Consider the following 12725-nt stretch of genomic DNA (forward strand, 5'->3'; position numbering starts at 1 on the left):
GCGCACACCGTGGATCACGATTCGTTTTCAGCGCGATGAGCGTGCTCCGGCCCGGGGTGGGCTACGCCTGGGACGAAGGGGTTGTCGTAGTCAAGTTCAATCTTGCCGAAGGCCGCGCCCTGAACCGGCGCCGAGTCGTTGTCGGCGATAATCAGCTGGATCTGGGAGCCGTGGGCCTCCGCAAGTGTTTGAAAGCGCTGGTAGGTTCGATGGCCCCGTGCCTGGTCGTCGAGGTTGCTGCCGGATGCCTTTCGCGGGGAATCGATGATCAGCATCGACGGCACTCGGACGTCGGAGTGCGTGATGCCGAATTCCAGCAGGGAGAGGCTGTATGCAACGTTGATGCAGGTCACGATGCCCCCGCCGTCGGCCTGAAGACTCTCGAAGGAGACGTTGTCGACTACGGGCAGGTACGAGGACGGGTCGATGGTCGCGGACTGGATCCACGGTGCGGGGCGCAGCTGGGAGATCATCGTGTTGAAGTCCCGGCTGAGGTCGCTCACGAGCGTCTGTCGCGCCGCGAGTTCGGCTGTGCGGGCTTTCCTTTCGGCCGTTGCGCTGGCCCGCTGCGCCTTGATGACCCGAACGTCGCGTTCGATGGCGTGTGCCCGCGACCAGGAGTCCCGTAGCTGGGTCACGGCGTCGATGGCCGCCCCGAGCGAAGCCGCGCGGGCACTGGCGTCTGCAATGGCGTCGAAGCGGGGCGCCACTAGGTCTCGCGTCTGAGCGTCGAGTTGGCGGCGCAGGCTGTGTGCGAGGAAGTCGGCCTGCTGGGCGCGCTGTTGCGCGGCCTCCAGGACACCGCTATCGGCGTCGAGTACGGCCTGGGCATCCTGGAGCTGAAGCTCCAGGGTCCTTCGGGTCTGGGCGACAGCAGCAGGATCGACATCCTGGTCGTGCGGGTCGTGTTGCAGGCACACCACGCAGTGGTCTTCAGGAACGGGCCGGGTGCTGAGGCGCTGCATACAACGAGGGCAGACAACGAAATCGAAGGGCGACAGCTTCTCAATGGCCGTGGTGGAGCGGTCGAGCCGCGACAGGTCGAGCTCGACCTGGGCGACGACCGCGGCCCGAGCTTCCACGAGCTCCTGCGCCGCTTGGACTTCCTGGGCTGCCTCGCGAGCGCTGTCCACTGCCGCACGCAGGTCTTGGCGAAGGACGGCGTCGGCTGCGGTGCTCTCCTCCAGTTCGTGTCGCAGGGAGGCCAGCGTGGCATCGGCTCGCTGCAGCATGTCTCGAAGGCTGGCGAGCTCGGCTCGCAGTTGGTCCTCGGTGCGGGGGTCGGTCGCACCGAGGAAGTTCTTGACAGCCTCGTACTCGTCGGTCTTCTTGCGGAGTTCTTCCTTGAGCTCGCCCAGCTTCCTGCTGAGTTCCAGCACGGTGCTGTCGGTGAGCGCGAACATCAGCTTGAACAGGGCGGTGCGTTTGGTGTTGAACCAGGTGTCGAGGTGTCCCACGACCTCACGGTCGATGTTGCGGGCTTCCCGATACACGTAGGCGAAGAGGTCGGTGAACTTCAGGTCCCGGGTGGTGGCTTTACCGTCCCGGCTGGACGGGATGGTCTCGCGGGGAAAGTCCAGGGCCGCCAGAAGATAGTCCGACAAGGGTGGCAGGTCGCCGTCTGCCTGTACGGCGAAGGTGTTGCGTGTGACCAGGGTTCCCGGGTCCAGAACGTCGACCTGCCCGGAGCGAGCGTCGTTCACGGTCCTTTTGAGGATCACGTGCTGCTCTCCGATGACGACCTCAGCCTGGGCCGAAAGGACGTGATCGCGGACAGCCGGGGTCAATACGGCTTTGCCACCCACCACGTGTTTCAACAGCATCAGGAGGCTGGACTTGCCGGTGCCGCTGGGGCCGCTGACGACGGTGGCCGGCCCGTCGAAACGGTAGGTCTTCTCGGTGTCGGCGGTGGTGACGGTGAGGGACCGAAATCGAAGGTGAACTGCCATTTCAGATCTCCGTCCGCCAGGGCCTGTCGACCGCGTCCGGCAGGCGGTTATAGATGAGGGTCTTCAGCGTCGTTCCCGACTTGTTGAAATGCTTCTTGAGGAGAGCGATGCGCTTCGCCACCACGACCCATTCGTCCGTTTCGCTGAGCATTGCCGCTGCGACCGCGCCGGATGCGGTGATGCGGAACTCGGCCCGGTCTGTCGCGCCGTATGCGATCAGGTCGCGTGCGGCCAGGGACCCCAGGACGGTGTAGTAGCGGTGGTCCCAGGGGCCGTACTTGTAGCGGGTCATCCGGCTCTCGACGGACAGGCGCTCAGCGGAGGTGGGTTCGGCTCCGGCGGGCCACGCGACGCCGTCCTCGACCAGGAGCCGCTCAAGCATGACCGGGTAGCGCAGCAGGAAGTCGAGCTTGGCGAGCTTCGTGAGACCGTCCAAACCTCTTTTCGGTCCGGTGAAACGGTCGATCAGCAGCAGCACACGGGCCTCGTGGTAATGCGCCTCCTGCTGCTCCTGTCTACGGGCCCGCTCCCTGAGGCGCGTGGTCGCCACCAGACGATCCCCGGCGCTTGTCACGACGCCTCCTCCTCAGAGGGGTCGAACACGTCGGAGAAGTAGAAGTCGCAGTCGTCACAGAGCTGGTAGGCCAGACCCCGCAGATGCCGGCCATTGACGGGAAACGGGAGCCCGACACCAAGTTCATCTGGTGCCAGGTGTCGTGCCATCAGCTGGTTCATGCGCCGCCCGTAGGGTGCGCCGTCCGGCGCCTCGTCTTCCGCCTGCTCGCGACAGGCGAAGACCGCGTCCAGGACCTCCAAGCTCGCATTGGCGAGCTCTGTGGTGTCTCCTGCCAGGCCAGACCGGTGCTGGGACCAGGCGACATACCAGGCCGATCGCAGGCGTTCGGCGTGGGCGGCCTCGTCCGCCGGAATCCGACCACGGGCCATTTTCTTGCGCAGGTTGCCCCCGCCCGGGGCAACGATCGGCAGTTGACCGCGGGCGAAGGTGGGCACGACGGAGCGGCTGGAGACGAAGGTGTCGAGGACCGTGGCCTTGGTGAGCCGGCGCCGCGCGATGCGCTGCTGGATCTGCACACTGTACAAAACCCTCGTTGGGTCGGCGATATAGACAGCAAGCTGTCCACGGTCGCTCTCGTCACGGTTCGACTGCTCGATACGCTCGATCAATGCGCGATAGGTTGCCTCGACATCCACGTGATCCCGCTGCAGGGTAGCGATCGCAGGAATGAGAAGGCGCTGGAGATTGACGTCAGTGATGTGCCGACGGGACGGAAGTTCATCGTCGATGTGCAGCACGCCGAAGAAGAGCTTGACGGAGTCGGTGAAGCCGTCCGGGATGGCGATGTCGGCGAGCCTGGAAACCTGCGGGACTTCGGGAATGGTGGCGTAGGGGTGCTTCCAACGAATCTTCAAGAAGTACTGGGCGACCGCAGTGACCATGTCGTCCACCCCAAATGTGATACGCGGGTCGGCACCGCACATCGCCTTCAGGGTTGTAGCGCCACCCTTGCCTGTTGTGAGGCCTGCGTTCGTGGCAAGTCGCAGTCGGACGTTGCTCAGGCCATCGCACGCCCGCCAGCGGTCGAAAAGGTGCGCCAGCCCTCCATCCTTGCAAAGATCCGCCACGTTCCAGGGATTGCGCCGCTTTCCCCGGTGCTTCACGGATACGAGTTCGACCGAACCGTCCGCGTACGAGACGACGAAGTCCTCGTGCCACTCGCAGACCACTGCTTCGACGGAATCCTGCGTGAGCAGCGCCACGCAGATCTGGGCCGCGACCTCCGCCTGATAGCGGTAGTTGCCCAGGGTGTCCGCCCCACTGTCCTCCTGAGGGGCAACGCGGAAGATCGGGTGCACGAACCCTTCATCGGACTCTGCATCCTCTGTTGCTTCAGCCTCAGCTGTCATCGCATCCCCCCACCCCGCCATTGGAGGCACGACCTCAGGGCCAACGGCGGAAGATCACCACACTTACCACAGCGCCCACGCACTCCGTAACCGGTCGATCACATTCGAGGTCTCCGAGAATCAGGTCTGCTTCGGCTCGGCAGGCGCCGGGCTACGGAACTGCCGACTCCGCCTGGACACCAAGCGCGTCATCGCCGAGGGCGACAGGGTCGTCACCCACTGCCACCTCATCCTCGAACCCGACAAGCCCGGCCGCACCCTGGCCGACTTCTTCCTCCTGGAGAACGGCAGGATCGTCGAGCGCTGGGACGTCATTCAGGACGTTCCGGAGACTGCCGCCGACTACGTCGGCATGTTCTGAACGACGATCCGCACAAGCAGTCGTCCCGCCCTCCGGACCGGCTCAGGTGGTGCGCCGACAATCCCTCAGCGGTGCCGAACGTCCCGCATCGGCTGCCAGACCGTAGCGACCGGGAGTACCACCTATGGGGTGCACTGCTTTGCCCCTCAGATCACCTCAGCAAAGCCGTCGCGTACAGCCACGATCTCCCTGAAGACGGCGCATCCCGCCGCTCCGCCCCCTGCCTGCAACGGCAGCAGCGAGACTCAGCACCTGACTGTGGGTCAGGTAAGTCAGCAAAAGGTCAGCATCGATCCGAATGAACCCTGACACACATGACTTGAGACGAGACTCGACACGCTTCCTCGCGAGCCCAGTGGACCCCCGCCCCTCGACCACAGGACCGGCAGCGGATCGGGGGTCCCGGCATCGCGGGCGCGAGGAGGAGCACGGCCCGCCCGCTCACACGTTTGTCCAGGTCAGCGTACTCGTCCGCGCGGCTTGAGCGGGGTGGCGGGCAGTTCCGGGGCGGTCAGGCGGGCACCGTCGTAGCCGTGCACCTCGCCGAACCGCGAGCCCTTCTCCCAGTCCTCTCGCGCCTGTACGATCTCGTCACCGGATCGGCCGACGAAGTTCCGCCACATAGCACGGGATTGCCGTTTCATCCCGGCTCAGGGGCTTGATCGACCATCCGGGGTCGGCAAAAGGTCAGCAAGACGCCCGGGGGTCAACCAGCATGGCCACCACCTCGGCGGCCCCGGGCCGGGGTGAGCCTGCTCGGTTCCAGCGGTCGGCCCCAAGGCCGGCGAATGTCCTCGGCAAGCGGCCCGGCGAGCCGCAGGTGGGCGTGCGCGGCTGCCTGTTCATCCCACCCGGAGAGCCGTGGCGCGACCCCTTCATAGAGTCCTTCAACGGTCGCCTGCGCGACGAATGCCTCAACGTCCACCTGTTCTGGTCCCTGACCCACGCCAGGGTCACCATCGGCGACTGGAAGGAGGAGGACGACCACGACCGGCCGCGCTCATCGCTGGGCCACCGAACCCCGGGTGCCTATGCTGCGATCCGCGCTAATCGGCTCTCACGCGTCTGGTGTCGTGCGCCCACATCGCGATCTCGACGCGGTTGCGTGCGTCGAGCTTGGTCATCAACGATGCGACGTGGGTCTTGACCGTGCTCAGGCTGACGAAGAGCTCGGTGGCGATCTCGGCGTTGGTGCGGCCTCGTGCCACCAGCGCGAGCACCTCCTCCTCGCGCTCGGTGAGCGGGTTGCTCGGCTGGACCGGTACCACCGGCGCCTGGCCTGCGAAGGTCGCCAGCAGCCGGCGGGTGACGTCGGGGGCGATCAGCGCGTCCCCGTTGGCCGCCGCGTGGATGGCCTGCACGAGGAGCTCCGGCCCGGCGTTCTTGAGCAGGAAGCCGCGGGCGCCGGCGCGCAGGGCGCCGAGGACGTACTCATCGAGGTCGAAGGTGGTGATCACGACGACCGCCATCGGGTCCGTCACGTCTGGCCCGGCCAGGCGCCGCGTCACCTCGATGCCGTCGAGCCCGGGCATCCGGATGTCGACGAGGAGGACATCGGGACGCAGCCGGGTCGCCAGGTCGAGCGCTGCGAGCCCGTCTGCCGCCTCCCCCACGACCTCGAGGTCGTGTTGCGCGCCGAGGATCATCACCAGCCCGGTCCGGACCAAGTCCTGGTCGTCGGCTACGACAACACGGATGCTCATGCCAACGCCGCCACCGGCAGCACGGCCTCAACCACCCAGCCGCCCTCGGGCCCCGGCCCCGCGGAGAGCGATCCGCCGAGGAGCTGGGCGCGTTCGGCCATGCCCAGCAGGCCGAACCCGGGCTCCGGGGCCGGCCCCGGCTCGGTCCGTCCATCGTCGCTGACACGCAGCCTGACGGCGTCGCCCTCCCGGCGTACGTCGATCGCGACGCGGGTCGCGCTCCGGGCGTGCCGTACGGCGTTGGTCAGCGACTCCTGCGCGAGCCGGTAGAGCGCGGCGTCCACGGGTCGTGCCAGCCGGGCGAACGAACCGTCCAGCGAGACCTCGACGGTGGGCGTCGCGTCGGCGCGCGCCAGAGCAGGCAGGTCCGCGACACCCGGCTGCGGTGCGTAGGCGACGGTTTCCTCCTCACGCAGCACCCGCACCATGGACCTCATCTCCGCCAGGGTTCGCGATGCTTCGGACTCGATCGCGGCCAGGACCTCGGCAGCCTTCTCGGGCTGGACGCCTGCGACCACGCCACCGGCCTGTGCCTGCACCGCGATGGCCGAGACGTGGTGGGCCACGGTGTCGTGCAGCTCTCGCGCCAGCGCCACCCGCTCCTGATTGCGGATCTCGTGCTGTTGGCGATGCCAGAGGTCCGCGCGGTAGCGGAACACCACCGCGAGGGCGACGACCAACAGCAAGAGGACGCTCCCGCCGAAAATGTCGTCCCAGCCCGCGGAGGAGGCGTACATCCCCAGCACGACGACGAGCGTCACGAACGCCGTCCCCGAGACGATCTCCCGTCCCGAGCCCCACCGCACCAGGGAGTAGAGCAGGATCAGGGCGGCCGACATGGAGTAGAGGCCGAGGTCCCCGGCGTGCGCGGTCAGCTGCAGGACCGAGAGCAGCCCGGCGACGCCCCACCCGACCAGGACGGCCGTCAGGGGGCGGCCCCGCCGCCAGAGCAGGGCAGGCACCAGCGCCAGGGCGAGCACCGTCACGAGTGGTCGCCAGGCCAAGCCCGGCCGAACGATGCCCTCGACCAAGGCGGCGGCCGTGAACACGCCCACCAGCAGCCGGTCCGGACGACCGACGGGTGGGGCGTCAGCAGGCCGCGGCTCATGCCAGACGGAGCGCCGGAAAGTGACCACGGCTCCAGCCTAGGCATCGTCGCGCCTCGGCGTATCCGCCGAAAGAACGAGAGAGAGACCATGCCATCGGCCAGGCGAACCGAAGCCCCCGGGCCGAGGCGCCCGCCGCCGGGCTCGGCGATCGTGGACCTACCGATCCTCACCGCAACGACGGAGCCCACGATGAGAACACGACAACCCACCACCGCCACACTGGAAGACCAGCGGATCCCGCTGAGGGCCAAGCTCGCCGCGACGTGGACAGCCTTCATGTTCCTCTACGCCTACGTGGACGTTCTCAACTTCTTCACGCCCGGCGTCGTCAAAGACATCCTCGACGGCAAGGTCTTCGAGTTCGACCTCTCCCAGACCTTTTCGACCACGGCGCTGGCCCTCGTGGCCATCCCAATCTTCATGGTCGTCCTGTCGACGACGCTGCCCGCCCGGGCGAACCGCATCACGAACCTCGTCGTGGCCTCGCTCTACGTCCCCGTCACGGCGTTCAACGCGGTGGGCGCGTCCTGGCTGTACTTCTACGGCCTTGGCATCGCACTGGAACTGATCCTTCTCGCCCTCATCGTGCGGTACGCCTGGACCTGGCCCCGTACCGTCGGCGACCACGGCGACCAGCCCTGACCGTGAAACCGTTCGCGCCCAGCCACAAGCGTCAAATCCCCGCCTGCAACGACAGCACCCGGAACCGCATGTTGATTATGCGCCAGAAAAGGCCGGCAAAGGCTCCCTACGGACGTGGAAGAACGGCTGCGTGGCAAGGGGAACGCCTTCCAGCGGCTGGACGACATGGCGGCCCTCTTCGTCTCGGTCGGCTTTCCTGACGTACGAAGTTCGGTCGAGCCGTCCGCCTGGCAGCGACTGCTCCGGACCCGGCGGCGCGTCATGTGTTCCCCCACAACGACGGTGTCGTCGACGAGAGACATCCGCTCCGAGCACCTGCTTCCAGAGTTTCCGTCAGCCACCGGCTCGTGATCTCGGAAGCCGACTGCAGAGAGGCGGTCGGCGATGCCGCCGCACTGTGTCGAGCGCTCGTGGAGATCGGGCTCCGGTAGGCCCGGCCCTCTCTCGGGTAGCGACTCTCGTCACCAGGAAGGCCACCGCGAACGTGCTTCCGCTCAGGGGAGGAGCCGGCCACCGCAACCGCCGAGCAGACCGGCAAGGGCGACTCCGACCCGAAGAGCGAGGACCGCGGCCATGGTGGCCGGGACCGTGAGGAGGGCGGAGAGGTCGAGTTCATCCGGTGCCTCGACGAGGCCGAGCACAGGGACGCTCAGGGCCTCGGCGCGGGACGGGGCCGCCGCCCGCCCGCGCGGGCGGGCGGCGGCCCCGGTCGGCGCGCGGCGGTGATCAGTCGGGGAGCCGGTCCATGATCCAGGTGCACAGCTCCTCGGTGACGGCCGTGTGCGCGGTGGTGGTGGACGAGCAGAGGAAGTCGTCCAGTTCGCTCTCGTCCGGGCTCAGTTGGTCGATGTTCGCGTACAGGTCGTCCTGCTTGTCGATGTCGCGGACCGAGACCGCGCTGACCGAGGGGACGAAGCACACGTCCTCGTGCCGCAGGTCCACCGTGCCGCCGAGCTTCTCCATCGTGTCGGCGAGGATCCTGTAGGTGTGCAGGGTTCCGCCGGGCGCGCCGTCCACTTCCGGGAAGCCGTCGGTCGTGATGGTCTTGTCGGCCTTGGGGAACCGGCGGTTGAGGTAGGCGGCCGTCACGTCGTCGCCCTGGGCCTGGGTGTAGAAGGTGGTGCCCGGGTAGATCCCGTCGATCCGCAGCGCGACCTCACCGGGCTTCACGTCCGGCAGACCGATGCCGTCGGCGCGGCCGTTCGCCACACCGATCAGCCGCGGGATCCGCGGCCACCCGCCGAGCCGCTCCAGGGCGGCCAGGAACTCCGTGCGCTCCGGGGCGACGCCGGTCTTGCCGGTGTCCTTGTCGTAGTGCTGCCACAGCATCTGGCGCGCGGCCGGGCTGTTCATCTGTCGTGCGAAGTCGTTCGGGAACGGGATGAAGTGGGAGAACGCCTGCACGCCGACCGGAATGGAGGCGCCGCGGTGCGGGCTGTCGTAGGAGAAGTACAGCCCGGTCCGGTGGTCCATGCGCTGGATCTCCAGGCGGGCGAGCGCGTAGCGGGTGACGATGCCGCCCATGCTGAAGCCGCCGACGGCCAGGCGGGCGTCGCCGTGCTGCTCGGCGATGGTCCGCATGATGGCGGCCTCGGCCGCCTGCGCGTTGTCGAGGATCGACGCGCTGCGCTCGTCGAAGCCCAGCAGGATCACGTCCCTGCCGCGCCGGCGAAGCTCGCTGACGAACGGGAAGGCGCCGTTCTCCAGCCCGTGGTAGAGGACGTCGAGCTTGCTCCGGCCGAGGTTGAAGCCGTCGGCCATGATCACGGGCCGTACGAGGCCGCCGTTGCTGCCCTCACCGCGGAAGACCCAGGCGAAGCCGTTGGGCAGGATCCATTCCTCGTGCTCCGGCACCGCGATCGTCCCGGCGGGTTCGGCGAGCAGTGGATCGGCGAGAGTGAACGAACCGACGTTGGGCTCGGCCGTCTCGGACATGCTCATCCTCCTGATGTGTGTGGTGGGTCGGACGACGCCATCATGGGGGATGATTCGGGCGAATCACTCCTTGGAGTTGCGGAGTTCACCACATCTGGTGGAGCACGGAGAGGAAGCGTTTGACGCGCGCCGCACGTGCCATTGTCCTGTTCTCGTCGCTGGTGAGGCCGTCGTCTCGGACGAGGTTCTTGGGGTTGGCGACGGCGAGGGCGACGGCGAGGCCGGCGGCCTTGGCGGGGCTGAAGCGGTCGATGGCCTTCATTCAGCCGGGCGGCCGGCTCGTACGACCTTCCCTGGAACGGTCCTTCCACTGTTTGACGCCCAGGAGCAGGAAGAGGACGCCGAGAGCGAGTCTGCGCCACAGGGTCGGGGTCACGCCCCCCGGCGGCGCGCTCGGCGGCTCCCTCGCCGACGTCGGCATCGACGACGACTTCATCGGAAGCGTCCGGGGCGAGGTGAGCCGGGCACCTCCGCCCTCTTCCTCCTCACCTCCGACGCCGTCCTCGACCGCGTCCACGAGGCCCTCCCGGCCGGCAACGCAGAACTGATCCGCAGCAACCTCTCCAAGGACGACGAGGAGCACGCCCAGAACCAGTGTTCCCGCAGGTCAGAGGGCATGGAAGGCCTCAGGTGCCGGGTGATCCCCGAGTTTATGGCGCGGGTTCGATTCCCGTCATCCGCTCTTCTTACGAAGCCCCGGGTCAGCGACCTGGGGCTTCGTCGTCGTCCGGGGCGGTGCCGGCCTACGGGCCCGCGGGATGGGGGAGTTCGGCGAGGAGGATCTCGGTGGCCTGGGTGACGTTGTCGGCGCGGACCGCGCGGGCCATGGCCGTGCGGGCGGCCTCGGGCGTCGTGTTCGGCGGGACGACCATGAGGGCGAAGTGGTCGTTGTCGCCCCGGGTGATCAGGACGGTGTCGTCGCCGACGGGGAAGGAGTCGAGGTGTACGACCCGGCCGTCGACGATGAGGCGGGCCGGAATGCCGTTCCAGGCGGAGGCATCCAGGCCGACCCGGGTGACGGGGCCGAGGTGCTCGATCAGGGCGGTGACCAGCGGCGGGACCTCCTGCTCGACGTCACGCGAGCGTGGCCACCACGCGCCGTCGAGGATGCTCTGCCGGGACCCCGTGGTCTCCAGTCGGAGCAGGGCGGTGCCGGGGCCGACGGACCGGTGGACCTCGTCCGGCAGGAGGCGCGGAGGTGTGGGGCCGTGAGGGGAAATGCCTGCGTCGGTCATGATCGGTCCGCCCGTCCACGGGGTGCTTCGCCGCCGTCCCTCGGTGGCGGCGGGCGCCGGGCCGACGGGCGGGGCGGCGGCCCCGTTCTTTCACCGTACTCCGGCAGGGCGCGCGGACGCGCCGCTCCCGGTGCGGAGCCGTTCGGCACCGGCCTCGTCGGACGTACGGTGGACGTACCGGGACGCGTCCATCCCGCTCGGGTCGTTCGCGGACGCGTCCCCCGGTGCGGAAAGGACGGTGCCGCCTTGGACCGCAACGAACCAGAAGCCCTGCCTCCGCCGGGCCACGCGGAGATCCGCGTCGTGGCCGCCACCCCGGACACCGCCCGCAGGGTGGCCGAGGTCCTCCGCCGCTGCTTCGCCGGCGAGGAGCAGCGCAGTTATCCCGCCCCGGGCGGAGGCACCCGTCTCCACCTCACCGTCGACACCGCCCACCCCGCCGAACCGGCCCGGTCCTGGCTGTCCACCAGCAGGCCCCCGAGCGGCACCGGGCCCCACGCCGAGGAACCCTGACCGGCCCTCCGCCCGGCGGGCACGCGTGGCGGCTCCCGCCGCTGCGGCGCATCCTGGAAGCCGCACCGCGGTGCCGTCGGGCCCGGGCGCACGACGGCCCCGGACCAGGCCGCTGGCCCGTCGGCCGCTTGGAGGCTCCGGATGACCCTCGGACGCCATGAGGACCGGGGCCACGAGCGCTCGGAGAGCTTCGGAGAGATGCTGCTGGGCGGGCTCCTGGACCACGCCCACGCGCTGCCGCCCGACCGGGTGGGGCCGGCCCTCGCCGACGCGGTCGCCCAGATCGACGGCCGGGGGACGCAGATCCTGCTCCAGGACTACAGGCAGCAGAAGCTGGCCCCCTCGCCGGAGAAGGGCTGGAAGACGGCGAGCCCCTGCCCATCGACGGTTCGGCGGCCGGCCGGTGCTTCCTCACCGCACGGCCGGTCGAGGTTCCGTCGGCCGACGGAACGCGGGTGCACGTGCCGCTGCTGGACGGCGGCGACCAGGCCGGTGTCCTGGCCGTCACCCCGGACACGATCGACGACGACGACCGCCGTATCCTGCGCAGGCTCGCCGGCGTGCTCGCCGGCCTCCTGCAGACCAAGAACGACTACACCGACCTCTTCTCCCGCACCCGCCGCGGAGATCCAGTGGTCGCTCCTGCCGCCGCCGGCCATGTCGATGCCGCGCGTGGCGGTCGCCGGAGTCCTGGAACCCGCCTACGACGTGGCCGGCGACAGCTTCGACTACGCCCTGAACGGCGACGTCCTCCACCTCGCCATGATCGACGCCATGGTCACGGCCTGGACGCCGCGACCATGGCGACCGTCGCCATCGGCGCGTACCGGCACGCCCGCCGCACCGGCGTCGAGCTCTCCGAGATCCACCTCTTCATGGACCGGGCCGTCGCCGAACAGTTCGCCCCCGACCACTTCGTCACCGCGCAGATGCTGCGGCTCGACACCGGCACCGGCCGCCTCCAGTGGGTCAACGCCGGACGCCCCGCCCCCGTGCTGATCCGCGACCACCGCGTCGTACGCCGCCTGAACAGCCCCACCACCCTGCCCGTCGGCTTCGGCGGAGACCAGCCGCAGGTCAGCGAGGCGGCACTCGCGCCCGGGGGCCGGATCCTCTGCTTCACCGACGGCCTGATCGAGGAACACGAGAACGGGCGAGAGGAGTTCGGCGAGGAGCAGCTGATCGACCGGGTCCACCGACTGGACCGAACCGACCGGGGCGTACGGGCCGTGGCACGCGACCTGTCCCACATACTCCGGCGGGCCCGCGGCGGGGTCACCACCGACGACGCGACGCTCGTCCTCGGCGAGTGGCGCGGACGGGGGTGACGGGGACCCGGCGCGTCCGGCTCC

At 68.8% G+C, this 12725-nt stretch carries 12 protein-coding genes and 4 pseudogenes; 5 read left to right on the plus strand and 11 right to left on the minus strand.

Going from position 1 to position 12725, the window contains the following annotated elements:
• Window positions 1–14 precede the first annotated feature (14 nt).
• From BLW86_RS03800 to BLW86_RS03820, 4 genes and pseudogenes are all read right to left on the minus strand, one after another.
• Window positions 15–1949 (minus strand): coiled-coil domain-containing protein, encoded by a 1935-nt coding sequence (locus BLW86_RS03800; RefSeq protein WP_093872689.1) that lies wholly within the window; start codon window positions 1947–1949, stop codon window positions 15–17.
• Window position 1950: 1 nt separating this feature from the next.
• Window positions 1951–2523: a hypothetical protein gene (locus BLW86_RS03805; RefSeq protein WP_093872690.1), complete on the minus strand. Its 573-nt coding sequence runs from the start codon at window positions 2521–2523 to the stop codon at window positions 1951–1953.
• The gene (locus BLW86_RS03810; RefSeq protein ID WP_093878484.1) at window positions 2520–3875 is read right to left on the minus strand and encodes a dsDNA nuclease domain-containing protein; all 1356 of its coding nucleotides are present in this window, start codon (window positions 3873–3875) and stop codon (window positions 2520–2522) included. The genes BLW86_RS03805 and BLW86_RS03810 overlap by 4 nt, the downstream gene beginning before the upstream one ends.
• Before the next feature lie 819 nt (window positions 3876–4694).
• Window positions 4695–4859: pseudogene (locus BLW86_RS03820) on the minus strand (pirin family protein); the annotation flags it as partial.
• Window positions 4860–5047: 188 nt separating this feature from the next.
• On the opposite strand from BLW86_RS03820, the pseudogene BLW86_RS03825 reads away from it, so the two are divergent.
• A pseudogene (locus tag BLW86_RS03825) lies at window positions 5048–5383 on the plus strand (transposase); the annotation flags it as partial.
• Here the strand turns inward: BLW86_RS03825 and BLW86_RS03830 are convergent.
• On the minus strand, window positions 5283–5939 hold the full coding sequence (locus BLW86_RS03830) for a response regulator (protein ID WP_093872692.1): 657 nt from the start codon (window positions 5937–5939) through the stop codon (window positions 5283–5285). The pseudogene BLW86_RS03825 and the gene BLW86_RS03830 sit on opposite strands and share 101 nt — an antisense overlap.
• Window positions 5936–6943 (minus strand): sensor histidine kinase, encoded by a 1008-nt coding sequence (locus BLW86_RS03835; RefSeq protein WP_256341193.1) that lies wholly within the window; start codon window positions 6941–6943, stop codon window positions 5936–5938. The genes BLW86_RS03830 and BLW86_RS03835 overlap by 4 nt, the downstream gene beginning before the upstream one ends.
• A gap of 294 nt (window positions 6944–7237) precedes the next feature.
• Here BLW86_RS03835 and BLW86_RS03840 point away from each other — a divergent pair, with 294 nt between their 5' ends.
• Window positions 7238–7690, plus strand: coding sequence for a DUF6326 family protein (locus BLW86_RS03840; RefSeq protein WP_093872694.1), 453 nt, complete (start codon window positions 7238–7240; stop codon window positions 7688–7690).
• Window positions 7691–8184: 494 nt separating this feature from the next.
• Here BLW86_RS03840 and BLW86_RS41855 read toward each other — a convergent pair whose 3' ends face one another.
• From BLW86_RS41855 to BLW86_RS42880, 4 genes are all read right to left on the minus strand, one after another.
• Window positions 8185–8331, minus strand: coding sequence for a hypothetical protein (locus tag BLW86_RS41855; RefSeq protein ID WP_177181545.1), 147 nt, complete (start codon window positions 8329–8331; stop codon window positions 8185–8187).
• 85 nt (window positions 8332–8416) lie between these two features.
• Window positions 8417–9625, minus strand: a complete 1209-nt coding sequence (locus BLW86_RS03845) for an esterase/lipase family protein (protein WP_093872695.1) — start codon at window positions 9623–9625, stop codon at window positions 8417–8419.
• A gap of 85 nt (window positions 9626–9710) precedes the next feature.
• Window positions 9711–9887, minus strand: a complete 177-nt coding sequence (locus BLW86_RS41860) for a hypothetical protein (RefSeq protein ID WP_177181546.1) — start codon at window positions 9885–9887, stop codon at window positions 9711–9713.
• Window positions 9888–10142 (minus strand): hypothetical protein, encoded by a 255-nt coding sequence (locus BLW86_RS42880; protein ID WP_256341750.1) that lies wholly within the window; start codon window positions 10140–10142, stop codon window positions 9888–9890.
• Between BLW86_RS42880 and BLW86_RS42885 the strand changes: the two are divergent.
• A pseudogene (locus BLW86_RS42885) lies at window positions 10143–10424 on the plus strand (hypothetical protein); the annotation flags it as partial. It lies immediately after the preceding gene.
• Here BLW86_RS42885 and BLW86_RS03855 read toward each other — a convergent pair.
• Window positions 10369–10860 (minus strand): DUF5994 family protein, encoded by a 492-nt coding sequence (locus BLW86_RS03855; RefSeq protein WP_093872696.1) that lies wholly within the window; start codon window positions 10858–10860, stop codon window positions 10369–10371. The pseudogene BLW86_RS42885 and the gene BLW86_RS03855 sit on opposite strands and share 56 nt — an antisense overlap.
• A 246-nt stretch (window positions 10861–11106) precedes the next feature.
• Between BLW86_RS03855 and BLW86_RS03860 the strand changes: the two genes are divergently transcribed.
• The gene (locus BLW86_RS03860) at window positions 11107–11373 is read left to right on the plus strand and encodes a hypothetical protein (RefSeq protein ID WP_093872697.1); all 267 of its coding nucleotides are present in this window, start codon (window positions 11107–11109) and stop codon (window positions 11371–11373) included.
• Window positions 11374–11514: 141 nt separating this feature from the next.
• A pseudogene (locus tag BLW86_RS03865) lies at window positions 11515–12701 on the plus strand (PP2C family protein-serine/threonine phosphatase).
• Window positions 12702–12725 lie beyond the last annotated feature (24 nt).

Origin of the sequence: Streptomyces sp. TLI_105, assembly GCF_900105415.1 — a bacterium.
Lineage (GTDB): Bacteria > Actinomycetota > Actinomycetes > Streptomycetales > Streptomycetaceae > Streptomyces.